Source organism: Amycolatopsis sp. NPDC089917, assembly GCF_040684635.1.
Lineage (GTDB): Bacteria > Actinomycetota > Actinomycetes > Mycobacteriales > Pseudonocardiaceae > Amycolatopsis.
Window position 1 is genome coordinate 62,232 of sequence record NZ_JBFBGL010000031.1, and the last position, 24,851, is coordinate 87,082.

A 24,851-nucleotide genomic window follows, 5' to 3' on the forward strand; every position below is an offset into this window, starting at 1 on the left:
TGACCCCCAAAAGGCGGGCGGGCAAGACCCAGCTGAGGTTTCCGGCCCCCCGAACGGGTGTCAAGAGACTAACGTCGGAGGCATGCCGAGCACCGTGGAAGCACCGATCGTCGCCGTCACCGTCTATCCCCACCATGCCCGGATCACGAGGCGGGCGTCGGCACGCCTCGACGGGGAAACGCGCTTCGCCTTCGCGGGCCTGCCGTGGAACCTGGACACCGATTCGGTCCGCGTCACCGGTTCCGGCCCCGCGATCATCGCCGGGGTCGACGTCGCCGTCGAGCGCCATCCCGCGCCCGCGGACGCCTCGCTGCGCGCGCTGACCGAGCAGCGGAAGACCGATCAGGCGGTGATCGACGAGGTCGCGGACGCCGTCTCCGCGGAGACGGCGAAGGTCGACCTGCTGACCGTGCTGGCCACGCGCAGCGGCAAGAGTTTCGCGAAGGCGCTCGCGGCGGGCACGGCGGAACCGCCCCGGGTCGCGGAAGTCACCGACGCGCTCGGCACCCACTTGGCCGAGGCGCTGGGGAAGCGCCGTGAACTCGGCATCCGCCTCGCCCGGCTGCGGGACGACCTCAAGGCGCTGGACCGGGAGATCGAAGCCAAGCAAAGCACGTCCGAAGTGGACAGCGCGACGGTCACGGTCGAGCTGGAGAGCCAGGAGAACGGCGCGGAAATCGGTCTCGAACTGTCCTATGTGGTCGCGAACGCCAGCTGGGAGCCGGGATACGACGTCCGCGTGCGCGGGGAAGACGTCGCGGTGACCTGGTACGGGCGGATCACCCAGCACACCGGCGAGGACTGGCCCGAATGCGAACTGGCCCTGTCCACCGCGCGGCCGGCGAACACCGTGGAGGTGCCGGAACTCGAACCGTGGTTCCTCGACCGCGTACGCGAGTACAAGCCGCTGGCGGCCCGTGTCGCGTACGGCGGCGCCTCACCCGCGGGCGGCGGGATCCCGGAGTCGGTCGGCATGGCGGCACCCGCCGCGCCTGCGATGGCGGCGCGGACGGCGTCCGTCGAACAGGGCACCACCGCGGTCACCTACCGGCCGGGACGCCCGGTGGCGGTGCCGTCGGGAGCGCAGGGCCACCGCACGACGCTCGCGCAGCTGGAGCTGACGGCGAAACTGGGCTACATCACCGCTCCGTCCGTGTCCCCGGAGGCGTTCCTGCGGGCGACCGTGGTCAACACGTCGGAGCACACGCTGCGGCCGGGCAAGGCGTCGGTGTTCCACGAGACGGAGTTCGTCGGCACCACGCGGCTCGACGTCTGGGCGCCGGGTGAGGAACTCGAACTGGCCCTCGGCGTGGACGACCGGATCCGCGTCGACCGCGAGCTCGCGCACCGCACGGCGAGCAAGGCGACGCTGTCCGGCGTCCGCAAGCGTGAAGCCGCCTACACCACCACGATCACCAACCACAGCCCGCGCGAAGCCGTCGTGACCGTGCTGGACCAGGCACCGGTCTCGCGGGACGACGCGATCACGGTCCGGGACGTCCGCACCGTGCCGGACCCGGTGGAGCGGACCGAACTGGGCGAGTTCACCTGGCGGCTGACCCTCGCTCCGGGCGCGAAGGGCGTCGTGACGCTCGGGTACCGCGTGGACGTCGCGAAGGGTGTCGAGCTGTCGGGGTGGCGGGAGTAGCCGTCGCGGCCCCGGATGTCATGAAAGGGTCGTTCAGGACGAAAAACGTCCTGAACGACCCTTTCATGACACACGCGGGCCGGATCAGCCCTGCGAGATGTACGCCTCCAGCTGTTCCTGGCTCTTTTCCAGCTGTTCCATCCGTGTCTTCACGACGTCTCCGATGCTCACGATCCCCGCGAGCCTCCCGTCGACCAGGACCGGGACGTGCCGGATACGGCGTTCGGTCATCAGGACCGACAGCTGATCGACCGAGTCCTCGGGGGTGCAGCTGGCGACCATCTTCGTCATGATCGCGGCCACCGATCCGTCGAGCAGCTGGGGTCCGCGCTCGTTGAGCCGGCGCACCACGTCCCGTTCGGAGACGATCCCGACGATCCCGCCCTCGGCGTCGACGACCACCAGTGCGCCGACGTTGTGCTGCGCGAGTCTCTCGAGCAGTTCGGTTACGTTCGTCTCCGGCGAGACGGTCGCGACGGCCGCCCCCTTGTTCCGCAACAGATCGGAAATCCGCATACGCGCTCCTCCCGGATGGGTGACCTGAGTCACTCCAGGTTATGGCCTCATCGGCCGACGCGAAAGTCCGGTTCGAGTCCCAGCCGGGTGGCGAGCGCCCGATACGCCTCGATGATCCCCGTGCCGTACGGGTCGTCACCGAGCGCGCCGAGGGTGCCCTGTCCGAGCTCCCACTGGGCCTTCGCGGACTCGTGATCACCCAGTTTGCGGTAGTCCTCCGCGAGGTTCAGGTGCAGCGACGGGTAGAACCCGCGCACGGCGAGGGTCGCGTGGTACGCCTGAGCGCGTTCGTCGGTGAGCGAATCGGCAGCCGCGAGCGCGCGGAGGTCCCAGGCGAGTTCGTCGGCCGGGTCGTCGCAGACGTCGGCCATGTAGTGCGCGAGCGCGCACCGGTGCAGCGGGTCGCCGTCCTCGCCGATCCGCTCCCACAGCGCCGCGAACTTCTCGCGCGCGCCTGCCCGGTCTCCGGAGATGTGCTGCTGGAGGCCGGTGTTGATCTCGGCCATCACGTCGTCGGTCATTTGACCTCCGAAGCGGGCGCAGCCCAGGTGTTGCACGCCGAGGTCGTCTTGCCCGAGAACCCGGCCTTCGCCCATTTCAGCTGGTTACGGCGGGTGCCGTGGGTGTCGCTGTCGTCGGCGCGGCCGTAGTCGGCGAGCGCCGCGTTGGCCAGCGACGTGCTGATCGAGCCGCGCCCGGCGGCCGCCGAGAGGGCCAGCGCGCCGAAGCAGTTCGCCTGCAGCTCGATGCGGCGGACCAGTTCCTTGTCCGCCGGGGAGTCCTCCTCCGGCGACGACATCTTCTCCGCGGCCGCCGACAGGATCCCGCTGGAGCGCTGGACGTGGTGCCCGTATTCGTGGGCCATCGTCGCGAGGTGACGGGACCGTTCGAGGCCCGCGTCGCTCAGCATCCACTGGGTCGGCGCGTAGATCGTGGTGTCACCGCCGCAGTAGTAGGCGACGGCCTCGTTCTCGCTCGGCGCTTTTCCACAGGCGCTGGTCTCGGGCAGCGTCACCTGCACGGTCGCCGTCAACGTGGGCTCGTTCGCCTGGTCCAGGGCGGGTTTCCAGGCTTCGGCGAGACAGGACGCGAAGGTCTTGTAGTACGTCTCCAGCTTCGCGGGATCGCGGCTGATCGCCGGCAGGCGGCAGGTGACCGCGCCGAGGGCGACCCCTTCGGCCAGCAACGGGTTCGTCTCCAGCTCCCGCACCTCCTTGGGCGCGGGCCTCTTCGTCCCGGCCGGGGACTTGGCCCCCTCCGAGGCGAACGCGCCGGACGACGGGAGGGCCCGGCCGTCGATCACCCGCGGTCCGCCCGCCATCGCCATCCCGATGGCGGTCAAGGCGGCGACGATGAGCAGGCCGACCACCGCGGCACCCGTGTTGCGGGGGCTTTCGGGACGAGGCGGCGATGGCGCGGTCATGATGTCCCCCAAACGTGCGAGCCATCAGCATACGGAGCAGGGCCGTGCCGGGCGAAGACACGCGCCGAAACGGGCACCTGGTGGCGCGGTGACGGATCCCCCGGCAAGACTGTCGGCATGAGTGACGAGGACCCGTACCTGTGGTTGGAAGACGTGACCGGCGAGGAAGCGCTGGATTGGGTGCGAGCCCGTAATGCCGAGGCTCTGGCGGAACTGTCCACCGGTGACCGGTTCGCCGGAATCCGCGACGGGGTCCGCGAGGTCCTCGACGCCGACGACCGGATCCCGTACGTCCGGCGCCGCGGCGAGTACTTGTACAACTTCTGGCAGGACTCGGCCCACCCCCGCGGCCTGTGGCGCCGCACCACCCTCGAGCAGTACCGGCTCGACGCGCCGGAGTGGGAGCTCCTGCTCGACGTCGACGCGCTGGCCGAGGCCGACGGCGAGAACTGGGTGTGGCAGGGCGCGGCAGTCCTCCGGCCGGGGTATCACCGCGCGCTGGTCGAACTGTCGCGAGGCGGCGCCGACGCGACCGTGGTCCGCGAGTTCGACCTCGACGAGCTCCGTTTCGTCGAGGACGGCTTCTTCGTGCCCGAAGCCAAGACCCGGATCGGCTGGATCGACCACGACCGCGTCTACATCGGCACCGATTTCGGCCCCGGGACGCTGACGAGCTCGGGTTATCCGCGGCTGGCGAAGGAATGGCGGCGCGGGACTCCGCTCGAAGAAGCGACAGTGGTCTTCGAGGGCAAGGCGGACGACGTCTCGGTGTCCTCCCATCACGACCCGACCGAAGGCTGGGAGCGCGACTTCGTCTACCGGTCGATCGACTTCTACCGCACGGAGCGGTACCTCCGGACGGCTGCCGGGCTGGAGCGGATCCAGGTCCCCGAAGACGCGCAGACGTCCTCGCACCGCGAGTGGCTGCTGATCCGGCTTCGTTCGGAATGGACCGTCGAAGGCACGACGTACCCCGCCGGCACGTTGCTCGCCTCCGGCTTCGACGCGTTCATGGCGGGTGAGCGGACCTTCACGACCGTCTTCACGCCGGACGCGCACACGTCGCTGGAGTACTGGGTGTGGACGCACAACCACCTGCTGCTCTCGACGCTGTCCGACGTCCGGACCGAACTGCGCGTGCTCACGCCGTCGGACGGCTGGTCTTCCCAGCCGCTCGCCGGTGCCCCGGACCTGGGCACGGCGCAGATCACCGGTACCGACCCCGACGTCAGCGACGAATACCTGCTCGACTCCAGCGGTTACACCCAGCCGTCGACGCTGAAGTACGGGCACGTCGGCGGCGACGTCGAAGTCCTCAAGCGCGCCCCTTCGTTCTTCGACAGCGAAGGCATGACGGTCTCGCAGTACTTCGCGACGTCCGAAGACGGCACGAAGATCCCGTACTTCGTCGTACGTCCCTCCGGCGCCGAAGGCGGGCCGACGCTGCTGACCGGGTACGGCGGCTTCGAGGTCTCGCTGACCCCCGGCTACAGCGGCGTGATCGGCCGTGGCTGGCTCTCGCGCGGAGGCACGTACGTCGTCGCGAACATCCGCGGCGGCGGGGAGTACGGGCCGGACTGGCACACCTCGGTGACCAAAGCGAAGCGGTACAAGGTCTACGAGGATTTCGCGGCCGTCGCCGCGGATCTCGTCGAGCGTGGCATCAGCGAGCCGTCGCGCCTCGGCATCCAGGGCGGCAGCAACGGCGGCCTGCTGATGGGCGTCATGCTCACGCGGTACCCGCACCTGTTCGGCGCCATCGTGAGCCAGGTGCCGCTGCTGGACATGAAGCGGTATCACAAGCTCCTCGCGGGCGCGTCGTGGATGGCCGAGTACGGCGACCCCGACGACCCGGCGGAATGGGACTTCATCGGGAAGTACTCGCCGTACCAGAACGTCCGGAGCGGAGCCGGGTATCCGCCGGTCCTGTTCGTCACCTCGACCAGGGACGACCGGGTGCATCCCGCGCACGCGCGCAAGATGGTCGCGCGGATGCTGGAGCAGGGACACGACGTCCGCTACCACGAGAACATCGAGGGCGGGCACGGCGCGGCGGCCGACAACGAGCAGCTGGCCTTCAAATGGGCGCTGATGCTGGAATTCCTGTGGGAGACGCTCGCCTGACTTGTCATGAAAGGGTCGTTCAGGACATTTTTCGTCCTGAACGACCCTTTCATGACATCTGGGCCTCACTCCGCCACCTTCGCCAGCACCACCCCTCCCACGATGAGCGCCAGCGCGGCGAACCGCCCGAAGCTGAGCGGGTCCTTGTGGATCACGATGCCGAAGACGATCGCGCCCACCGCGCCGATGCCGGTGAACACGGCGTACGCGGTCCCCACCGGGAGCGTGTCCATCGCCTTCGACAGCAGGTAGACCGCCGCGACGCCGAGGACGAAGCACAGCACGGTCGGCCAGAGCCGGGTGAAGTTCTCCGTCGGCTTGATGCTCTGCGACCAGGCGACCTCGACGACTCCGGCCAGCAGCAGGATTCCCCAGCCCATCAGGCCTCCTTCCCGTTCGCGGCCAGCTTCTCGGCCGCCAGGAGCGCCTGTTCCCGCGACGCGATCCGATCGGGGTCGCGCGGGCTCAGCCGCGGGTCGACGAGGGCGTTCGTGAGTTCGGAATGCAGGAACGTGACGTCATGGACGTCGTAGTGCCCGGCGAAGAAGTCACGCAGGTAGCGCTCGTGATGGTCGACCGGCTCCCGCGGGGTCCCCGGCAGGTAGGTGCCGCCCCGCGCTCCCGCGACCACGAAAGCCTTGCCCGCCAAGGACATCTTCGGGAACGTCACCTGGTCGATCCACAGTTTGAGCGTCGCGGGGATCGAGAAGTTGTACATCGGCGCGCCGATCAGCACGACGTCGGCGGCGAGCAGTTCGGCCAGCAGCGGCTCGATGATCGCCCAGGCCTCGCGCTGCTCCGGCGTCTTCACCACCGAGGCGTACCCGGCCGGATCGGTGATGCCTTCGGCGAGGAGGGCGTCGCAGATCTCGGTCCAGGCCTGGCCGATCGGCGGCACCGGCGCCGCCGCGACGTCGCGATAGGTGTAGCCCGCGCCGGGGTGCGCGGTACGCCAGACCTCGGCGAAGCGAGCACTCAGCTCGCGGGAGAACGACGTGCCGCGGGCACTGGAGTCGAGGTGGAGAAGGTGGCTCATCGGGGCCTCCCGGACCAGGAAGTGGACACGGCGTCCACTTGCTTCGCCGGGTACAAGTGGACGTCGCGTCCGGATATTCCCTAGGCTGCGGACATGCCGACGGAAGATCTGCTCGCCAACGGTCCGGGACGGGAACGGTCAGACGCCGCCCGTAACCGCGCGAAGATCCTGAAGGCCGCCGACGAGCTCTTCGCCGCTCGTCCGGCCGCGGACGTCACCATGGAGGACATCGCCCAAGCCGCCGGAGTCGGCCGCGCCACGCTGTACCGGCGCTATCCGGACCGCTCGGCGATCGCCGTCGCCCTGCTGGACGAGCACGAGCGGGAACTTCAGGAGCGACTGCTCACCGGCCCTCCCCCACTGGGTCCCGGCGCGCCGCCCGCCGAACGGCTGGCCGCGTTCTACGCGGCGATGACCGACCTGCTCGCCCGGCACGCGCATCTCGTCCTCGGCACCGAGGTCGGGCATTCGCGGTTCACCACCGGCGCGTACCGGTTGTGGCGCACCCATGTCCGGCTCCTCGCCGAACAGGCGGAGGCGAAGGACCCGGACGCGCTCGCCGACATCCTGCTGGCCCCGCTCGCGCCGGAAGTGTTCCTCCACCAGACGGGCGAGCTCGGCCTGAGCACCGAACGGATCACCGACGCGCTGAGCGAGCAGGCGCGGCGAGCGCTGTCCTGATCAGCCGGCGAGGCCGTCGACGACGAGCTTCATCACGGCCTGCCAGTGCTCACGTTGCGCGGCGCGCTCTTCCGGTCCGGTGAGCCGCTCCTGATGGAAGACCACGGTCGTCTTGCCCGGCCCGGCCGGCCGGAGTCCCACCTGGACCGTGCTCTCGTGGTCCCAGTCCTTCGGCTGCCAGGTGAGGCGGATCTTTTCACGTTCGCGATAGCCGCGGACCTCGCCCACCGTGCCCTCGGCCGTCTCGTACGGCGCGCCCTTCTCCGGCTCCAGGCGCACGTCACCCAGCCAAGCCGTCAGGCCCGGACCCGCGAGGTACTCCCAAACCTGCTCCAGCGGGTAGGCCACCGTCTTGGACACGCCGATCTCCCAGCCCGCGTCCTTCGTCTTCCCGATCATCACGCCTCCGCCGTAACCGTCTTACCTGGTTTCGAAAACCGACTATAGTGGTTACATGACTCCGGGAACAAGGCTGCTCGTCAACGCCCAGGGTGAGCGGTACCGGTTCGATCCGGGCAGCCTCAGCCTCGAACTGATGCTGACCGGCGGACCCGGCCCGTACGAGCGCTACGAGATCGCGCATACGCCGTCCGGCCTCGCCGAGTGGTTCACCGGCTCCCGGCTGGGGCTGACCGCTCCCCTGACCGACGTCCGGATCCGGCCCGCCGAACTCACCTCGCTCAAGGAACTCCGGGACACGCTCTACCGCGTCGCGCCCGCCCTCGCCCGCGGCGAAGCACCGTCGGATGACGACCTCGCCCTGCTGAACAGCGCGACCGAGGCGACCCCGAGGCCGCTCGTGGACCCGAAGACGCGGAAGCTCGCGTGGGCGCCGCCCGTCACCGGCAAGCAGCTCCTCGGCGCCGTGGCGCGCGACGCCATCGGCCTCGTCGCGGGCGAACGGTCCGGCCGCGTCCGCGAATGTTCCGCGGACGACTGCCACCTGTTGTTCTTCGACACCTCGCGGTCGGGCAACCGCCGCTGGTGCTCGATGGAGCGCTGCGGCAACCGCGCCAAGATCCGGGCCTACCGCGCACGCGCCGAAACCGCCTGATCGCTAGGATTCCCGGCGATGCAAGGTGAGGCGAAACTGGAGCAGCGCGTCGTGGAGACGGCGGAAAAGCTGCTGTCCAAACGGAAATCGGTGACCGCGCTCGACGTCCTGACCGGGATCGGCTGGCTGACGGACAACGTCGTCGACGCCTGGCAGCACGGCCGGGTCCCCGTGCTGACGGCTGCGCTGCCGGTGCCCCCGGAAAAGCTGACCTTCGCCCTGAACGCGCTTCGACGCTGGGCGAACGGAAAGGCCCTCGAAGCCACGGAGATCGAGCACGTCGGAGCGACCCGCGACCGAACTCCGCTGAAAGCCACGTCGGGTGAACTGGCCGGTCTCGACCCGTTGTTCCGGACGCAGTGGATCATGCCGGGGCTGTCCGAGGCCAAACGGGCGCAGGTCGTCGCCCGGCAGCAGAAGGCGCCGGATCTCGTCGTCTCGGTGGCGCTGAAGGACTGGATCTGCGCCGACTGCGGCGGTACCGGCGACCTGTTGTTCTTCGAGAAGGAAAAGTCGTACTGCCTCGACTGCGCCGACCTCGGGCACCTGGTCTTCCTCCCCTCCGGCGACACCGCGCTGACCCGCCGGGCGAAGAAGGCGAGCCGGCTCTCCGCCGTCGTCACCCGGTTCAACCGGTCACGGAAACGCAGTGAGCGGCAAGGACTTCTGGTCGAAGACGCGGCGTTGCGCAGCGCCGAGGAACAATGCCTCGCCGACGAGGACGTCCGGGAGCGGCGCCGCGGCCGCGATCGCGAGCGGCGCGCGCAGGAAGACGTCGAGTTCACCGGCCGGTTCTTCGCCGCGATCACCGAGATGTTCCCGGGCTGCCCGCCGGAGCGAGCGCGGGCCATCGCCGAACACGCGGGCCTGCGCGGCAGTGGCCGGGTGGGCCGTTCCGCCGCCGGGCGGGAACTGGCCGAACGACCGGTGTTCCTCGCCGTCGTCGCCTCGATCCGGCACCTGGACACCGATTACGACGATCTCCTCATGGCGGGCGTGGAGCGGCAGGCCGCCCGCGACCGGATCCATACCGCCATCGAGGCCGTGCTCGACCGCTGGCGCTGACGGACTGTCACGTTCCCGGCGCCGGTCTCGTCCGGGAGACATGAATTCCGCTTATCTCACCGTGGCCATCGTGACGATCGTGGTCAACGCCGGGATCGCCGCCGCCGACTTCGCGCGAGTCCCGTTCGTACTCAAGAACTCCGGCGAAGTCGACGTACCGCCGTCCTGGATCCCGCCGCTGGCCTCGCTCAAAGCGGCCGGCGCGGCGGGACTGCTGCTCGGCCTTCTCGGCGTGCCGTTCATCGGAACCGCGGCGGCCGCCGGACTCGTGCTGTTCTACGTCGGCGCCGTCATCACCCATGTGCGTGCCCGCGTCCTCTACAACATCGCCTTCCCCGGCGGTTTCCTCGCGCTGGCGGTGGCGACCTTCGTCCTCGATCTCGCTCAGGTCAGATAGGGGTCGAAATGCTCCTCGACCACATCCGCGACCGCTTCGGCGTCCTGTGAGCCGTCGATCCACAGCACCCGGATGCCGAGCTCCTCCGCTCCGCGGACGGCGTCCTCGGCGACAAGCCGGTCTCGCTCGATCCGGTTGTGTTGCGCCCGCTCGGGGTCGCTGACCCGCTGTACGACCGCGGCGGCGCGGGGCAGGACGCGGAGCTGATGCTCGCGGAAGTCGTCGGTGGGCACCATGACGATCATTCGCCGCGGCGAGTCCAGGAGCGGCGCGACGAGCTCCGGGCGCAATCCCCAGCCCTCGGCGAGGATCGGGCGCCCGGAGACCAGCGCGCGCAGATCGTCCAGAGCCCACTCGAACCTTGCCGGGAACCCGGCGATCGTGCCGGCCGCCATCCGCTCGGGCGTGGTGTCCACCCACACGGTGTCCGGCTCGGGATCCGCGGCGGGCAGGCCATCGCGAACGCGGCGGGCGACACGACGGTCCTGGTGAGCGCGCGCGTCGTGGAAGTCGTAGTGGTAGACGGTGATGCCGTGGCGATGCGCCAGCAGCCGCGCCACAGTGGACTTCCCCGCCCACTGTCCGCCGCAGATCCACAGCGCTTGCTTGAGCGTTCCGAACGGATCGACGATTCCGCCGTCAGATGTCACCGAGGTCTCCATTCCCGATCGCGAGCAAAGTACCCCTTCGCGAGCGTCGGCGTCGGGGTTAGCCATTTACATAAACTATGAATATAAATCTGCTATTCTTCGAGCATGAGCCGTCAAGACGCGTCCGCCGCCATCGGGGCAGCCCTCTACGGCCTGGCCACCAGGGCCGCGAGACGCCTGCCCCGGGACATGAGCCTGACGTCCGCCGCCACCCTGGCCACCCTGGACCGGACCGGACCGCGGCGCATCACCGATCTGGCCGCGGTCGAGGGCGTCACCCAGCCCGCGATGACCGCCCTGGTCCGGGTGATGGAGGAGTCCGGCCTGGTCGAGCGGCGGGGCGACGCGTCCGACAAGCGGGTCACGCTGGTGCGTCTGACCGAGGCCGGCGCCTCCTACGTCCGGACGCGGCGTCAAACGGGCGTCCACGCGTTCGAGCGGTTGATCGGCGAGCTCACCGGCGACGAGGTCGAGGCGCTGACGGCGGCCCTTCCGGCACTGAACCATCTGGCGGAGCTCGAAAGCCAGGACCGCGAAGTGCCGAAGCAGTGACCGGACAGCCGCGGCTGCTGGTCCCCGCCCTGATGTTCATCGCCCTGGTCGTGGCGGCGGTCGGCAGCCTCGGGGCGCCGCTCATCACCAGCGTGGCGACCTCGTTCCACGTCTCGCTCGGCAGCGCGCAGTGGACGCTGACCGTCGCGCTGCTCAGCGGCGCCGTCGCCACGCCGGTCCTGGGCAGGCTCGGGGCCGGCCCGCACCGCCGGGCCACGATCCTCGCCACGCTGGCGGTCGTCGTCGCCGGCAGCGCGCTCACCGTGCTGCCGCTGCCGTTCGCGTGGCTGCTGGCAGGCAGGGCGGCCCAGGGCGTCGGGCTCGGGCTGACGGCGCTGATGATGGGCGTGGCCCGGGACCACCTCCCCGAGGACCGCGGCGCGGCCGTGATCGCCTTGATCTCGGTGGTCTCGATCATCGGGGCCGGCGTCGGCTATCCGCTGGCCGCGCTGCTCGCCGAGCTCGGCGGAGTCCGGGCCGCCTACGACCTCGGCCTGGTCGTCACCGCCGCCGCCCTCCTGACGGCGTGGCGCTCCATGCCTGAAGCCCCCGAAGGCCGCTCCGCCCACGTGGACGTGGCAGGCGCGGTCGTCCTGGCCGCCGCGCTGCTCCTGGTGCTGTTCCTCGCCGGCGAACGGACTCTGTGGAGCAGGCACCTCGCCGTGGCGGCGGGCCTCGCCGTCGTCGCGGTGGTGCTGCTCTGCGTCTGGACCGTCATCGAACTGCGCAGCACGACACCCCTGGTCGATGTGCGGGCGGTGCGGCACCCGGCGGTCGCCGGGGCGAACCTCGCCATGTTCGCCGGCGGGATCGGCATGTACCTCCTGCTCACGCTCGTCACCCGGTACGCGCAGACCCCGCACGGCGCCGGCTACGGCTTCGGGCTGACGACCTTCGTCGCCGGGCTGGTCCTCATCCCGTTCTCGGTGCTGGGGTTCGTCGCCGGCAAGCTCACACCGCGGGTCCGGACGCGGATCGCCGACCCGTTGCTCCTGGCAGGCAGCGCTGTCGTGGTCGGCGGCGGGTTCGCCCTGTTCGCGGCGGCCCGGTCGGACCCGGGCGAACTGTTCGCCGCGATGGGCGTGCTCGGCTTCGGCGTCGGCGGCTTTTCGGCCGCGATGCCCGGCGTCATCCTCGCCGTCACCCCCCAGAGCGAGACGTCGAGCGCCATGAGCTTCAACTACGTCGTCCGCAGCGTCGGGTACTCCCTGGGCAGCGCCCTCGGCGGCCTGATCCTCGCCGCGGGCACCGGCCCCGGCCATCTCTTCCCCGACGACAGCGCCTACACCGCCGCGGCGGTGGCCGGTATGGGCGCCATGGCGATCACGACGCTCATAAGCCTCGCCCTCCTACGCTCGCCCAAGACCAACCCGTAAGTCAGATGCACTCATACCGACACTGGAGGTTCCATGCCCAAGGGCTACTGGGTCAGCGTCTACCCCACCATCACCGCCCCTGAGGGGCTTGACGCCTACAACGAACTGGCCGGTCTGGCCGTCAAGGCCGGGGGCGGGCGGGTATTCGCCCGCGGTGGCGGCCGGGTCGTCGCGCACGAAGCCGGAATCGCCGAGCGCGTCGTCCTGATCGAGTTCGACAGCTTCGAACAGGCGACCGCCGCATACGAGAGCGCGGCCTACCAGGAGGCACTGGCCGCACTCCCCGACGGCTTCGAGCGCGACTTCCGCATCGTCGAAGGAATCGGCTGACCGAGGGGAGCCCGCCGTTGAGGCGGGCTCCCCTCGTTCTCAGCTACAGCCGGAGGTCGCTCCGCACCCTTCGCAGGCGTAGCACGAACCCGCGGGCCGCATCTTGGTGCCGCAGGTCATGCAGAGCGGCGCGTCGGACGCGGTGCCGAGGTTCAGTTCCACCAGTTCCGCCGTCGAATGCGCCACCTTGGCGGGTTCCGCGGCCGAGGAGTCCACAGTGGACCGAAGTGCGTCGAGGTCGACGTTCTCCGGTTCCGCGACGGGACTGGTGCCGTAGGTCGCCTCGACCTGCGCCGAGCGCTCGTCGGCGGTGAAGATGCCGAGCTGCGAACGCTTCTCGTACGGCAGGTAGTCCAGCGCCAGCCTGCGGAACAGGTAGTCCATGACGCTGGTGGCGATCCGGATGTCCGGGTCGTCGGTCATGCCGGCGGGCTCGAAGCGCAGGTTGGAGAACTTCGAAACGTAGAACTCCAGCGGGATCCCGTGCTGCAGGCCGACCGAGATCGACATCGAGAACGCGTCCATCACGCCCGAGAGCGTCGAACCCTGCTTGCCGAGCTTCACGAAGATCTCGCCGAGACCGTCGTCCGGGTAGGACCCGGCGTGCAGGTAGCCCTCGGCGCCGCCGACGGTGAACGACACCGTCTGGCTGGGGCGCTTCTTCGGCAGGCGCTTGCGGACCGGCCGGTACTCGACGACCTTTCCGGCCTCGGGCTCGGCTTTGCCCTTGTCCTTCTTGCCGGTGGACAGCGGCTGGCCGACCTTGCAGTTGTCGCGGTAGATCGCGAGCGCCTTGAGGCCGTACTTCCAGCCCTGGAAGTAGATCTCCTCGACCTCTTCGACGGTCGCCGACTCCGGCATGTTGACCGTCTTGGAGATCGCGCCGGACAGGAACGGCTGCACCGCGGCCATCATCCGGACGTGCCCCATCGGCGCGATGGACCGCTCCCCCACCGCGCAGTCGAACACCTCGTAGTGCTCCTGGCGGAGACCGGGGGCGTCGACGACGTGACCGTGCTGGGCGATGTACTCGACGATCGCTTCGACCTGCTCGGTCTGGTAGCCGAGCGCGGTCAGGGCGCGCGGGATGGTCTGGTTGACGATCTGCATCGACCCGCCGCCGACCAGCTTCTTGAACTTGACCAGCGAGAAGTCCGGCTCGATGCCGGTCGTGTCGCAGTCCATCATGAAGCCGATGGTGCCGGTGGGGGCGAGCACCGAGGCCTGCGCGTTGCGCCAGCCGCTGGTCTCGCCCAGTTCGATGCCGCGCTTCCATTCCTGTGTCGCGAGGGCGCGGACCGCGGCGTCGTTCGAGTGGTAGGTCCGCACCAGGTCGTTGGCGGCGGCGTGCTTGCGCATGACCCGCTGGTGCGCCTCGGCGTTGCGCGCGTAGCCCTCGTACGGCCCGACGACGGCGGCGAGCTCGGCCGAGCGCCGGTACGAGACGCCCGTCATCAGCGACGTGATCGCGGCGGCGAGCGCGCGGCCGCCGTCGGAGTCGTAGGCGTGCCCGAGCGCCATCAGCAGCGCGCCGAGGTTCGCGTAGCCGATGCCCAGCTGGCGGAACTTGCGGGTGGTGTCGCCGATCGCCTCGGTCGGGAAGTCGGCGAAGCAGATCGAGATGTCCATCGCGGTGATGACCAGCTCGACGGCCTTCGCGAACAGCGGCGCGTCGAAACCGCCGTCCTCGGTGGCGAACTTGAGCAGGTTCAGCGAAGCCAGGTTGCAGCTGGAGTTGTCCAGGTGCATGTACTCCGAACACGGGTTGGACGCGGTGATCCGGCCCGATTCGGGGCAGGTGTGCCAGTCGTTGATCGTGTCGTCGTACTGCAGGCCCGGGTCCGCGCACTCCCAAGCGGCCCGCGCGATCGTGCGGAACAGCTTCTTGGCGTCGACGCGGTCGAGGACCTCGCCGGTCATCCGCGCCCGCAGGCCGAAGTCGCCCTCGCTCTCGACCGCGCGCATGAACTCGTCGGAGACACGGACCGAGTTGTTCGCGTTCTGGTACTGGACGGAGGTGATGTCCGAGCCGGAGAGGTCCATGTCGAACCCGGCGTCGCGGAGGACCTTGATCTTCTCTTCTTCGCGGGCCTTGGTCTGCACGAACTCCTTGACGTCCGGGTGGTCGACGTCGAGCACGACCATCTTCGCCGCGCGCCTGGTCGCCCCGCCGGACTTGATGGTGCCCGCGGAGGCGTCGGCGCCGCGCATGAAGGAGACCGGGCCGGACGCGGTGCCGCCGGAGGACAGCAGCTCACGCGAGGAACGGATGCGGGAGAGGTTGAGGCCGGCCCCGGAACCGCCCTTGAAGATCAGGCCCTCTTCGCGGTACCAGTTGAGGATCGACTCCATGGTGTCGTCGACCGCGAGGATGAAACAGTTGTGGACCCGGAGATTGCCGGACAAGTACTCCCCGGACTCCGTCTGGATGTCGTAGACAGGCATCTCGCCACGGCTTTCGATCCCGGCGATCTGCAATCGTTTGGTCTCCAGCGCGGGACGCCCCGGCTTCTCGAACGACGCTTCGAGCTTCGCGGCCTTGACCGGGTCCAGGAAACCGATGGCGTCGGCGAAGATCCGGCGGTCACCCGCGTTCTGGATCCGGATTCCCCACAGATCGTGCCGGTTGTCCCGCTTCTCCGCCTTGCGACCGACCCGCGCGAAGATGCCGAACCTGGACAGAAGGTGCTGGATTCCGCGGATCAGGTGCTCGCTGATCATGTCGAGTCCGACCAGCGTCGACCGCTCGCGTGCGGAAACGTAGCCTTCGGCCTGGAAGATGCTGCGGAGATAGGCAGCCACCACGGGCAGCGGGGCGGTGTTCAAGTCCTCGGGGACCGTCATGTCGATGCCGCGAGCACGCAAGCCCCAGTCACTCACGAAGGCTTCCAGCCCGGCCCCGTAAAGACGAGTGCGACGGCAGTCCAGCGTCTTGTCCTGCGTCTCGACTTTCCGCTCGTGCCGGTGAACGTCGGGGAAGACCCGATCGAGAGCGCGCTGAACCCACGCGAGTTCGGCATCGGTGACCGTCATGGCCTCGATCGTCAGCGAGCGGTTGGTCCCCTCGTACTGGCCGACGAAGCCATCCGATTGCAACCAGCCCGCGAGGGCGGCCTCGGCCACGTCCCGCTCGTTGATCTCCGTCTCGCCGAAGGCATCGCGCCGGTGCCATTCGAGGGTGTCCCCGACCCGGAGTTCCCCTGCGGGTACGAAGGAACCGCCACTCCCCGTCGAACGCCAGACGAGGTGATCGGCTGTCACATCGAGACGGTGACCGGACTTCGTCGTGAGCCGGAGGACCTCTTTGATCCCGTTCGCTTTGGTGGCGATCACCTTGGTGAGACCGTGCGCGTCGTAGACCTTCGCGCCTACCGCGTTCAGCTCGACGATGCGCCCGATGGGCACCGCGCCGGCGGGAGTGTTGACCAGGGCGTCGTACGGCTGGCAGGCCGAGACCTGTTGTTTCGACGTCGTGCCGACGTTGAACCACACCGGGGAGTTGAAGCTGAACACCTGGTGCAGCAGCATCCAGGTCAGCTCGTGCTCGAAGACCTCGGCGTCGGCGGGGCTCGTGAAGTAGCCGTGCTGACGGCCCGCGTCGACGTAGGAGCGGACGACGCGGTCGATCAGCTGCTTGAGGCTCTGCTCGCGCCGCGGCGAGCCGACGGCGCCACGGAAGTACTTGCTGGTGACGATGTTCGTCGCGTTGACCGACCAGAAGTCGGGGAACTCGACACCGCGCTGCTCGAAGTTGACCGTGCCGTCGCGCCAGTTCGTCATCACGACGTCCCGGTTCTCCCAGGTGACCTGGTCGTACGGGTGGACGCCCTTGGTGGTGAAGACACGCCGCACGGTGAGACCACCGGCCTGCTGCTTCTTCTTCCCCGTCGTCCGCGCTGTGGCCGGGTTGCCTGTTCCCACGGTCTCGGTCATGGGTCTTTCCCTCACTCCCACGCGGGAGGCGGCATCAGCCGTCTTTCGCGTCTTGATCGCTCTCGTCCGGTGTGGCAGCCATGGCCTCACGGAGGTCCGAGATCTCCTTCTCGAAGTCCTCGACCGAGGAGAAGGAGCGGTAGACACTGGCGAACCGGAGATAGGCGACGCCGTCGAGTTCACGCAGGGGGCCCAGGATCGCCAAGCCGACCTCGTGACTCGGGATCTCCGCCAGCCCCGCCGACCGGATCGACTCTTCGACCCGCTGCGCGAGCTGCTGCAGCGCGTCGTCGTCGACCGGCCTGCCCTGGCAGGCGCGGCGCACCCCCCGGACCACCTTGTCCCGGCTGAACTGCTCGGTGACCCCGGACCGTTTGACGACGGCGAGCACCATCGTCTCCGAAGTGGTGAAGCGCCGGCCGCAAGCGGCGCACGAGCGCCTCCGCCGGATCGCCTGACCCTCATCCACCTCTCGGGAGTCGACGACCCGAGAGTCCGCATGCCGGCAGAACGGGCACCTCATCCGCCGATCACCTTCCCCTCCGCGCCGGCCGGTCCCGAGTGGACGCCCGCTCCGTCGCCACGCAACGACGGGAAAGATCGACATGGGGATCGATCTGTGGACATCCGGTGGGTGAACACCGGCCAGCTGTGGACAACTGGTACCGAGTCTACCCCAAGCTATGGACCAACTACAGCCATGTAACTACTACATATAGCGGTGGAGACTAGATCGCAGGTGAGACGCACGCAAGCGCAACGACCGGGTCGATCGAACACGAAAGAGGACGTCACCCACGGCGGGTGAGAGCGGCCCTCAGGATCACCTCCCGCCTTCCGCGACTCCGGCCGCGACCGGGACCGTGAGCGGCAGTCCAGGCACGAGAACGGCGTCTTCCAGGGAATTGAGCTCCTTGATCTTGTCGACGACCGCGCCGGTGTCGCTGCCTGGCGCGAATCGCGCCGCGAGATCCGCGAGCGTCTCCCCCGCGGAAACGGACACCGTCGTGGTCTGTTCGGGCACCGCGGCACCCGGGACGCCGGCCAGGAACAGACCCAATCCGGTGATGACCCCGGCGACGAGCAGGGCCATCCCGACGAGCGACGGCCACCGGAGCGGGAGCCGCCGGGGCGCCGGGCACGCCGGGGAGGAGGTCGCCACGCCGGGACGACGACCGGCCACGACCCGCGCCCTGGTCGGCGGGCGCAAGGGCTCGGCACGCCTGCCCCGCACCACCCGCACGGGCCGGGTGACCCCTGCCGGAACGGGCCCGGGGGAACTGGGCCGCACCAGTCCTCGATCGGCCAGAATCGACATCGGAACCTCCTCGCAACTCCTGCTGCACTCGGCGCCGGACCGGAACCCGGCGATCAAGATCGAACACTCGTTCTATCGAACGTCCGTGCGAATGTGTACCACCTCCCACCGACAAAAATCGAGCGACACGGCGTGTCCATCGAACAGATGTTTGAAATCGTCGCCCCGGCGGGCTAACGTCGTTGACCAGGGCGTCTGCTGCGCGGACGCCGCCGGTGCCGTGGGCGGGAAGATCGTCCGCCACCGGCGAAGACACGCGAAGTCGGTCCGGGGGAACCGGACGCACTGGGAGGCGACGCAGAGATGAAGGAGCGAGACGGTGGCTAAGGAGAGCAAGGCGGGGAACGCGCCTAGGGGCTCGGGCAAGGTGCGCGCCTTGCCCGAGGTCTACGAGGTGGACGAGACCCTGACCGTGCGTCAGCAGCAGGTTCTCGACGTGATCAAGCTGTGGGTGAGCCGCTTCGGCTACCCGCCGAGTGTGCGGGAGATCGGCGAGGCGGTCGGGCTGACCTCCACCTCGTCGGTGTCGCACCAGTTGCAGGCCCTGCAGCGCAAGGGTTATCTGCGACGCGACCCGAACCGCCCGCGTGCGGTCGGAGTGCTCGCCACGACGGACGACAACCCGATGGGCATCGACGTCGAGCAGCCGCAGTCGGCCGCGAAGGCCGCGTACGTCCCGCTCGTCGGCCGGATCGCCGCCGGTGGGCCGGTGCTGGCGGAGCAGGCGATCGAAGACGTCTTCCCGCTGCCGCGGGAGATCGTCGGTGAAGGTGAGCTCTTCCTGCTCAGCGTCACCGGTGACTCGATGGTCGACGCCGCCATCACCGACGGCGACTGGGTCGTCGTGCGCCAGCAGCCGACGGCCGACCCCGGCGAGATCGTGGCGGCGATGATCGACGGCGAGGCGACGGTCAAGACCTTCAAGCGCAAGGACGGCCACATCTGGCTGATGCCGCACAACGAGGCGTACGAACCCATCCCGGGTGACGACGCCACGATCCTCGGCAAGGTCGTCGCCGTTCTCCGCAGGCTGTAGCCCGGAGCCGCCTCGGTCCAAGCCGGAGCGCGCCGGGATCCCGGGTCGTCCAAGACCCGGGTCAGACTCGGCAAGCTTCGGTCAGGCGCGCCGTTTGCGGAGCTTGCCGACCAGCAGCAGGCCGCCGATCACGACGATCGCGGCGATACCGACCTGCACGTACGGGAAATCGGAGCCCTGGCTCGTGCCACCGGCCGCGGACGTCCCGCCCGACGTGCCGCCCTCGGATTTCGCCGCTTCCACGGCGAGTGCCGCCGCGCCCTTCACCGCGCGGATCTGCTCTCCGACGCCCTCCCCGCCGGACAGCAGGGTCCCGTCCGGGTCGAAGGCGATCGCCTCGCCCTGCTTCTCGTTCGGCAAGGGCACCCGCACGGGTTCGCGCTGCAACGCGCTCTTCAGGTCCCCGTCGGTGACGGCGTAGAGGTAGGCGTCGGTGTAGGTCCGCAGCGCGACCACCGAGCCGTCGGCCATCGACGCCGCCCCGGTGACCGTCACCGACCCGATCGACCCGACCGGTCCTCCCGGCGTCGAGGTCTCCTTGATCTGCAAGGAACCCACTTTTTCCAGCGGAGTCGGGCCGGGGCTGGCGAGCGGGCCGGTCGGCCGGTACACCTTCGCGTCGCCGAAGACGTCCTTGGTGATCAGGTGCGGCGTGCCCGAACGATCCATGATCAGCGCCTCGACGTCGTGTTGCCCGTCGGGATAGGTGAGCCGGTGGATCTTCGCCTCGCCCTGCGGCGTCAGCGAGATCAGCGCGACGGTGTCCCGCCGCTTGCGGTTGTCGCCGGTGTCGGAAAGCCAGAAGGTGCCGTCGGCCGTGCGGGCCAGATCTTCGGGGTCGTAAGGATCCGTCGAGGACGAGATGACCTTCTGGACCTTGCAGTCGCGGCCGAGGACGAAGACCTGTGTCTTGGTGCCGCCGTCGTTGAGCGCGTAAAGGTGCTCGCCGTCGGAGACGAGGCCGGAAAGTTCGCTGAGCCGGGAGTCACCGTTCTTGCACACCGGCTGCGGCGCCGGGACTTCCTGTGCCGCGGCGGGAGTCGTCCCGCCGATGAACGCCACCAGCACGACCGCCGCCGCGATAAGCCCCCGCACATCCACCTCCGTACCCGTGGAACCCCTGAAGTCCCACACTACGGAGACGTCCGGGGCGGCGCGCAGTTCGGTGCGAACGCCGAGATGGCGCGGAATGTCGCGTAGGCCACTTTCAGCGGCGAACTCGCGTGCTTGATCACGTGAATGCGGTGTCACGAGCGTCGAACTCCGCCAGCCAGGCCCGGAAATCGACCGGACCGTACAGGTACTCGACGGGTGAGGTCATCAGGTCTGCGCCGAACACCCAGTCGAGCGTTTGCCAGACCAGGTCGTCGTCGACGCGGTGGACGTCTTCGACGAACCAAGGTCGCGCCCGATCGGAGGCTTCCGCACGCGTCAGCGCACCAGAGGCGAGGGCGTCCAGCACTTTTCGCACGTCGGCGCGTGTCGGAACGGGTACGAACTCCCCCATCGACAACCTCCAGCGTCGTCCGAAGAACCGTGAAGGCCCCCTTTCCTGCGTCCAGCGCAAGGAAGGGGGCCTTCACGGACTTGCTTACAGAGCCGAGCCGTTCGTCTGGAAGTCGCTCAGCGCCGCGGCCAGCTCGGGCCTGCCGCGGACGAGCAGTCGCGTACCGGTCTCGACGTGCTCCTCTTCCAGCACCTCGCCGTCGGCGTGGGCGCGGGAGACGAGTTCGCCTCGCGAGTACGGGATCAGCGCCTCGACCACGACCTCCGGCCTCGGCAGCCGCTCAGCGATCACCTCGGCGAGCTCCGTGATCCCGGTGCCGGTCCGCGCCGACACCTGCACCGAACCGGCCAGCTGGTGCCGCAGCCGGGCCAGCGACACCTCGTCGGCGGCGTCGGCCTTGTTGATCACCAGCAGCTCCGGCGGGAGCGGCTCGGAACGGCGCTTCGTGATCTCGGCGAGCACTTCGCGCACCGCGTTGACCTGCTCTTCCGGCGTCGGGTCGGAACCATCGACGACGTGGACGAGCAGATCGGCGCTCGCCGCCTCCTCCAGCGTCGAACGGAACGCGTCCACCAGCTGGTGCGGCAGGTGCCGCACGAAACCGACGGTGTCGGTCAGCGTGTAGGTGCGGCCGTCGGGCGTCTGCGCCCGCCGGGTCGTCGGATCCAGCGTGGCGAACAGCAGGTCCTCGACCAGCACCCCGGCGCCGGTCAGCGCGTTGAGCAGGCTCGACTTGCCGGCGTTGGTGTAGCCGACGATCGCGACGCTCGGCACCTCGTTGGCCACCCGGCGACCGCGTTTGGTCTCGCGGATGGTGTCCATCGCGGCGATCTCGCGGCGCAGCTTCGACACGCGCTTGTTGATCCGCCGACGGTCGGTTTCGAGCTTCGTCTCACCGGGACCGCGCAGACCCACACCACCGTTGGCGCCGCCCGCGCGGCCACCGGCCTGCCGGGACAGCGCCGCACCCCACCCGCGGAGCCGCGGGATCAGGTACTGCAGCTGGGCCAGCTCGACCTGCGCCTTGCCCTCCTTGGAGCGGGCGTGCTGCGCGAAGATGTCGAGGATCAGGGCGGTGCGGTCGATGACCTTCACCTTGACCTTCTCCTCCAGCTGGCGCAGCTGGCCGGGCGAGAGTTCACCGTCGCAGATGACCGTGTCGGCGCCGGTGGCCGCCACGATCCCCCGCAGTTCCTTGACCTTGCCCGAGCCGATGTAGGTGGCGGGATCCGGGCGGATCCGCCGCTGCACCAGACCTTCCAGCACCTCGGAGCCCGCCGTTTCGGCGAGCCGGGCGAGTTCGGCGAGCGAGGCCTCGGACTGGAGGGCGGTGCCCTCGGTCCACACACCGACCAGAACGACGCGCTCCAGGCGCAGCTGCCGGTATTCGACCTCGGTGACATCCGCGAGTTCGGTGGACAGGCCCGCTACCCGGCGGAGCGAGGCGCGGTCCTCGAGCTCCAGTTCGCCGGTCGAAGGGTCCATGTCGTTCAGATCGTTGTGTGTCAGTTCCGTCATCGTGCCTCCATGGTCCCACGTTTCGGCGGCGGGACCGAATTCATTACCTGCTGGGATACTTCGACAGGTAGATGGCCGTGCGTTTCGCGCCCGGATCGACCGGCCTGCTCATGAAGTCGTCGACCAGCTCCATCAACCGGGTTTCGAACTCGGTGATCTGGTCGTCCGGTACCTGGACGACCAAGCGCGTCTGCTGGACCTCGTCGAATCCCACGTCGGCGATTTCGGCCAGATAAGCCTCGAAAATCGCCTGATCGATCCCCCTGTCGTGGGAATCAAGATGCCACGACAACCCGGTCGAGCGATACGGAATTTCTTTCGCACCGCGTGTGCCGCGTCGCGACGGGAGTGCTTCGAGGAACCCCGTGTCGACGAGTCTGCGCACATGGTGCAGCGTCGTCGCCGGGTCGCGATCGAGTCGTTCGGCGAGTTCCTTGTTGGTCAGCGCCTCGGAGTAGGTCAACCGGATGATGCGCAGCCTTATTCCGGAGGCCATGGCGGCGATCTCGGCCTCGGTGGCGGCGCGTCGTGGAGTGGGCACCGCGACAGCCTAGAAGCCAAAAGTGATTGACAGTTTCCAATCACTCACGCCAAGGTGGGCGTCGTGCGCAGAGACTCCCTCTTCTTCCACGCGGACTTCCGGCGGCTCTGGGCAGGCGACACCGCGAGCCAGCTGGGCGCGTTCGCCGGCCACGCCGTAATTCCCCTGCTCGCGGCCACCGTGCTGGCCGCGACGCCGTTCCAGATGGGGCTGCTGACCGCGGCCGAAACCATCGCTTTCCTGATCATCGGGCTGCCCGCCGGGGTATGGGTGGACCGGATGCGGCGGCGGGTGCTGATGCTGCGGGCCGACTTCGTCCGCGCCGCGCTGCTGTTCACCATTCCCCTGGCGTGGTGGGCGGGGGTGCTGTCGCTGACGCAACTGATCGTGGTCGCCACGCTCGTCGGAGTCGCGACGGTGTTCTTCGACGTCGCCTACCAGTCGTACCTGCCGTCGCTGGTCGGCCGCGAGCATCTCCTCGAAGGCAACGCGAAACTCCAGGCCAGCCAGTCGGTCGCGTTCCTGAGCGGACCGGGCATCGGCGGCGGGCTGGTGCAGCTCGCGGGGGCGGCCAACGCCGTGCTGATGACCGGGCTCGGCTTCCTGACCTCCGCGTTGTGCCTGCTGCGGATCCGCACCGTCGAAGAGGTGCCCGAGCGGCACGAGGAGACGCGGCTGCTCCCCCAGATCACCGAGGGACTGCGGTTCGTGTTCACCGACCCCGCGCTCCGCTCGATCGTCGCCTGCACCGCGACCGCCAACCTGTTCAACGGCGCCTTCACCGCGGTGGAGATCCTGTTCCTGAACCGGGAACTGGGCCTGTCACCGGGGGTCGTCGGCCTCGTCCTGGCGACCGGCGGCATCGGCGGGATCGTCGGGGCGTTCTTCGCCAGGACCATCACCCGGCGGATCGGGCAGGCGCGGTCGATCTGGTTCGTCCCGCTGCTGACCTGGCCGTTCCAGCTGCTGCTCCCGCTCGCCGCGCCGGGCTGGCGGATCGCGCTGTTCCCCGCGGCACTGGCGATCGCGGGGTTCGGGATCATCGTCTACAACGTCGCGCAGGTCTCCTACCGGCAGGCCGTCTGCCCGGACCGGCTGCTCGGCCGGATGAACGCCAGCGTGCGCTTCGTGGTGTGGGGGATGCTGCCGCTGGGCGGGCTGATCGGCGGCGTGCTGGGCGAGGCGATCGGCATCCGGGGAACACTGTGGTTCGTCGCGGTCGGCGAGGCCGCCGCGGTGCTGTGGGTGGTCTTCTCCCCGCTCCGGAAGCTGCGCGACCTGCCCAAGGAACCGGTCGCCGTCGGCTAGGAGCCGAGCCCGGCCCACCAGGCTTCGTCGAGTTCGCCGCGGGCGACGATCTCCGCCGGACCGGTCAGGGTGGACGCGCCGCGGCTCACCCCGACCACCACCCGGCCGCCGGGGATGTCGACGGTCGCTTCGCCGGTGTCGGTGCCCGCGAGGTGCAGGGCGGCCGCGACCGCGGCGACCGTGCCGGTGCCGCAGGACCGTGTCTCGCCGACGCCGCGTTCGTGGACGCGCATCTTCAGCGCGTCCTCCCCCAGGAGGTTGATGAACTCGAGGTTCACGCCCTCCGGGAACACGTCGGAGTCGAAGTCGGGCTGGTCACGCAGGTCGAGCTCGTCGACGTCGTCCTCGACGACCGACACCAGGTGCGGGTTCCCGACGTTCACCGCGACACCGGAGAACGGCTTCCCGGCGACGACGGTTACCGAGGTGCCGGTGATCGTCGCGGGTCCCATCTGCACGGTCACCGAACCGTCCGCGTGCATTTCGACCGGCCGGTCGCCCGCGCGCGTGCCGATGACGAAGGCGCGCTCGGCCACGAGACCGGTGTCGACCAGGTAGCGGACGAAGACCCGGACGCCGTTGCCGCACATCTCCGCGATGGACCCGTCGGCGTTGCGGTAGTCCATGAACCATTCGCCCGCCGAACCCCCGGCGTCCGAGCCCAGCGCCGCCGACCGCACGACGCGCAGCACGCCGTCGGCGCCGAGACCGCGCTGGCGGTCGCACAGGGCCGCCACCCGCGCCTCGGTCAGGTCGAGGCGGCCGTCAGGGTCGGGAAGCAGCACGAAATCGTTCTGTGTGCCGTGTCCCTTAAGGAAATCGATGCCGCCCATGCCCT

At 69.2% G+C, this 24,851-nt stretch carries 26 protein-coding genes; 11 read left to right on the forward strand and 15 right to left on the reverse strand.

Annotated features, from left to right (window positions below):
• Window positions 1–82 precede the first annotated feature (82 nt).
• On the forward strand, window positions 83–1,648 hold the full coding sequence (locus tag AB0N89_RS22930) for a DUF4139 domain-containing protein (protein WP_364207540.1): 1,566 nt from the start codon (window positions 83–85) through the stop codon (window positions 1,646–1,648).
• A gap of 84 nt (window positions 1,649–1,732) precedes the next feature.
• Here the strand turns inward: AB0N89_RS22930 and AB0N89_RS22935 are convergent, their stop codons facing one another.
• From AB0N89_RS22935 to AB0N89_RS22945, 3 genes are read right to left on the reverse strand one after another with little or no spacing between them, the layout of a single operon-like run.
• Window positions 1,733–2,164 (reverse strand): CBS domain-containing protein, encoded by a 432-nt coding sequence (locus tag AB0N89_RS22935; RefSeq protein ID WP_364207542.1) that lies wholly within the window; start codon window positions 2,162–2,164, stop codon window positions 1,733–1,735.
• A 47-nt stretch (window positions 2,165–2,211) separates the two neighbouring features.
• Entirely contained in the window at window positions 2,212–2,685 is a 474-nt protein-coding gene (locus AB0N89_RS22940; protein WP_364207543.1) for a hypothetical protein, read from the reverse strand.
• On the reverse strand, window positions 2,682–3,587 hold the full coding sequence (locus AB0N89_RS22945) for a neutral zinc metallopeptidase (RefSeq protein WP_364207545.1): 906 nt from the start codon (window positions 3,585–3,587) through the stop codon (window positions 2,682–2,684). The genes AB0N89_RS22940 and AB0N89_RS22945 overlap by 4 nt, the downstream gene beginning before the upstream one ends.
• 117 nt (window positions 3,588–3,704) lie before the next feature.
• On the opposite strand from AB0N89_RS22945, the gene AB0N89_RS22950 reads away from it, so the two are divergent.
• On the forward strand, window positions 3,705–5,711 hold the full coding sequence (locus AB0N89_RS22950) for a prolyl oligopeptidase family serine peptidase (protein WP_364207547.1): 2,007 nt from the start codon (window positions 3,705–3,707) through the stop codon (window positions 5,709–5,711).
• A gap of 65 nt (window positions 5,712–5,776) precedes the next feature.
• Here AB0N89_RS22950 and AB0N89_RS22955 read toward each other — a convergent pair whose 3' ends face one another.
• Both AB0N89_RS22955 and AB0N89_RS22960 read right to left on the reverse strand, forming a co-directional pair.
• Window positions 5,777–6,091 carry a multidrug efflux SMR transporter gene (locus AB0N89_RS22955; protein WP_093938405.1) on the reverse strand — a complete coding sequence of 105 codons (315 nt, stop codon included), beginning with the start codon at window positions 6,089–6,091 and terminating at the stop codon, window positions 5,777–5,779.
• Entirely contained in the window at window positions 6,091–6,747 is a 657-nt protein-coding gene (locus AB0N89_RS22960; protein ID WP_364207549.1) for an NAD(P)H-dependent oxidoreductase, read from the reverse strand. The genes AB0N89_RS22955 and AB0N89_RS22960 overlap by 1 nt, the downstream gene beginning before the upstream one ends.
• Before the next feature lie 93 nt (window positions 6,748–6,840).
• Between AB0N89_RS22960 and AB0N89_RS22965 the strand changes: the two genes are divergently transcribed.
• A complete protein-coding gene (locus AB0N89_RS22965; RefSeq protein ID WP_364207551.1) occupies window positions 6,841–7,428 on the forward strand; it encodes a helix-turn-helix domain-containing protein in 588 nt (195 codons plus the stop codon).
• On the opposite strand, the gene AB0N89_RS22970 is transcribed toward AB0N89_RS22965, so the two are convergent.
• The gene (locus AB0N89_RS22970; protein ID WP_364207553.1) at window positions 7,429–7,827 is read right to left on the reverse strand and encodes an SRPBCC domain-containing protein; all 399 of its coding nucleotides are present in this window, start codon (window positions 7,825–7,827) and stop codon (window positions 7,429–7,431) included.
• A 55-nt stretch (window positions 7,828–7,882) separates the two neighbouring features.
• On the opposite strand from AB0N89_RS22970, the gene AB0N89_RS22975 reads away from it, so the two are divergent.
• The 3 genes from AB0N89_RS22975 to AB0N89_RS22985 are packed head-to-tail and all read left to right on the forward strand — an operon-like array spanning window position 7,883 to window position 9,944.
• Entirely contained in the window at window positions 7,883–8,482 is a 600-nt protein-coding gene (locus AB0N89_RS22975; RefSeq protein WP_364207555.1) for a CGNR zinc finger domain-containing protein, read from the forward strand.
• 18 nt (window positions 8,483–8,500) lie between these two features.
• Window positions 8,501–9,547: a DUF2293 domain-containing protein gene (locus AB0N89_RS22980; RefSeq protein ID WP_364207556.1), complete on the forward strand. Its 1,047-nt coding sequence runs from the start codon at window positions 8,501–8,503 to the stop codon at window positions 9,545–9,547.
• 40 nt (window positions 9,548–9,587) lie between these two features.
• Complete coding sequence (locus AB0N89_RS22985; protein WP_364207558.1) at window positions 9,588–9,944, forward strand: DoxX family protein; 357 nt, start codon at window positions 9,588–9,590, stop codon at window positions 9,942–9,944.
• Here the strand turns inward: AB0N89_RS22985 and AB0N89_RS22990 are convergent.
• Window positions 9,932–10,594 (reverse strand): hypothetical protein, encoded by a 663-nt coding sequence (locus tag AB0N89_RS22990; protein ID WP_364207560.1) that lies wholly within the window; start codon window positions 10,592–10,594, stop codon window positions 9,932–9,934. The two genes, AB0N89_RS22985 and AB0N89_RS22990, sit on opposite strands and share 13 nt — an antisense overlap.
• 105 nt (window positions 10,595–10,699) lie before the next feature.
• Here AB0N89_RS22990 and AB0N89_RS22995 point away from each other — a divergent pair, with 105 nt between their 5' ends.
• From AB0N89_RS22995 to AB0N89_RS23005, 3 genes are read left to right on the forward strand one after another with little or no spacing between them, the layout of a single operon-like run.
• Entirely contained in the window at window positions 10,700–11,146 is a 447-nt protein-coding gene (locus AB0N89_RS22995) for a MarR family transcriptional regulator (protein WP_364207562.1), read from the forward strand.
• A complete protein-coding gene (locus AB0N89_RS23000) occupies window positions 11,143–12,522 on the forward strand; it encodes an MFS transporter (protein ID WP_364207564.1) in 1,380 nt (459 codons plus the stop codon). The genes AB0N89_RS22995 and AB0N89_RS23000 overlap by 4 nt, the downstream gene beginning before the upstream one ends.
• Window positions 12,523–12,555: 33 nt before the next feature.
• Window positions 12,556–12,852 carry a DUF1330 domain-containing protein gene (locus AB0N89_RS23005; protein WP_364207566.1) on the forward strand — a complete coding sequence of 99 codons (297 nt, stop codon included), beginning with the start codon at window positions 12,556–12,558 and terminating at the stop codon, window positions 12,850–12,852.
• Between the two features lie 39 nt (window positions 12,853–12,891).
• Here AB0N89_RS23005 and AB0N89_RS23010 read toward each other — a convergent pair whose 3' ends face one another.
• The 3 genes from AB0N89_RS23010 to AB0N89_RS23020 form a co-directional block, all read right to left on the reverse strand.
• On the reverse strand, window positions 12,892–16,785 hold the full coding sequence (locus AB0N89_RS23010) for a vitamin B12-dependent ribonucleotide reductase (protein ID WP_364207568.1): 3,894 nt from the start codon (window positions 16,783–16,785) through the stop codon (window positions 12,892–12,894).
• A 34-nt stretch (window positions 16,786–16,819) separates the two neighbouring features.
• Window positions 16,820–17,308 (reverse strand): transcriptional regulator NrdR, encoded by a 489-nt coding sequence (gene nrdR, locus AB0N89_RS23015; RefSeq protein WP_034311932.1) that lies wholly within the window; start codon window positions 17,306–17,308, stop codon window positions 16,820–16,822.
• Window positions 17,309–17,608: 300 nt separating this feature from the next.
• Window positions 17,609–18,103, reverse strand: a complete 495-nt coding sequence (locus tag AB0N89_RS23020; protein ID WP_364207570.1) for a LysM peptidoglycan-binding domain-containing protein — start codon at window positions 18,101–18,103, stop codon at window positions 17,609–17,611.
• 367 nt (window positions 18,104–18,470) lie between these two features.
• On the opposite strand from AB0N89_RS23020, the gene lexA reads away from it, so the two are divergent.
• Window positions 18,471–19,139 (forward strand): transcriptional repressor LexA, encoded by a 669-nt coding sequence (gene lexA / locus AB0N89_RS23025; RefSeq protein WP_172843599.1) that lies wholly within the window; start codon window positions 18,471–18,473, stop codon window positions 19,137–19,139.
• Between the two features lie 81 nt (window positions 19,140–19,220).
• Here the strand turns inward: lexA and AB0N89_RS23030 are convergent, their stop codons facing one another.
• From AB0N89_RS23030 to AB0N89_RS23045, 4 genes are all read right to left on the reverse strand, one after another.
• Complete coding sequence (locus AB0N89_RS23030; RefSeq protein WP_364207572.1) at window positions 19,221–20,234, reverse strand: hypothetical protein; 1,014 nt, start codon at window positions 20,232–20,234, stop codon at window positions 19,221–19,223.
• Between the two features lie 136 nt (window positions 20,235–20,370).
• Entirely contained in the window at window positions 20,371–20,601 is a 231-nt protein-coding gene (locus AB0N89_RS23035) for a hypothetical protein (RefSeq protein WP_364207574.1), read from the reverse strand.
• Between the two features lie 129 nt (window positions 20,602–20,730).
• Complete coding sequence (gene hflX, locus AB0N89_RS23040; RefSeq protein ID WP_364207576.1) at window positions 20,731–22,164, reverse strand: GTPase HflX; 1,434 nt, start codon at window positions 22,162–22,164, stop codon at window positions 20,731–20,733.
• Window positions 22,165–22,207: 43 nt separating this feature from the next.
• Window positions 22,208–22,705, reverse strand: coding sequence for a winged helix-turn-helix domain-containing protein (locus AB0N89_RS23045; RefSeq protein ID WP_364207578.1), 498 nt, complete (start codon window positions 22,703–22,705; stop codon window positions 22,208–22,210).
• 63 nt (window positions 22,706–22,768) lie between these two features.
• Between AB0N89_RS23045 and AB0N89_RS23050 the strand changes: the two genes are divergently transcribed.
• A complete protein-coding gene (locus AB0N89_RS23050; protein WP_364207581.1) occupies window positions 22,769–24,013 on the forward strand; it encodes an MFS transporter in 1,245 nt (414 codons plus the stop codon).
• Here AB0N89_RS23050 and dapF read toward each other — a convergent pair.
• The gene (dapF, locus tag AB0N89_RS23055) at window positions 24,010–24,846 is read right to left on the reverse strand and encodes a diaminopimelate epimerase (RefSeq protein WP_364207583.1); all 837 of its coding nucleotides are present in this window, start codon (window positions 24,844–24,846) and stop codon (window positions 24,010–24,012) included. The genes AB0N89_RS23050 and dapF overlap by 4 nt on opposite strands.
• Between the last annotated feature and the right edge of the window lie 5 nt (window positions 24,847–24,851).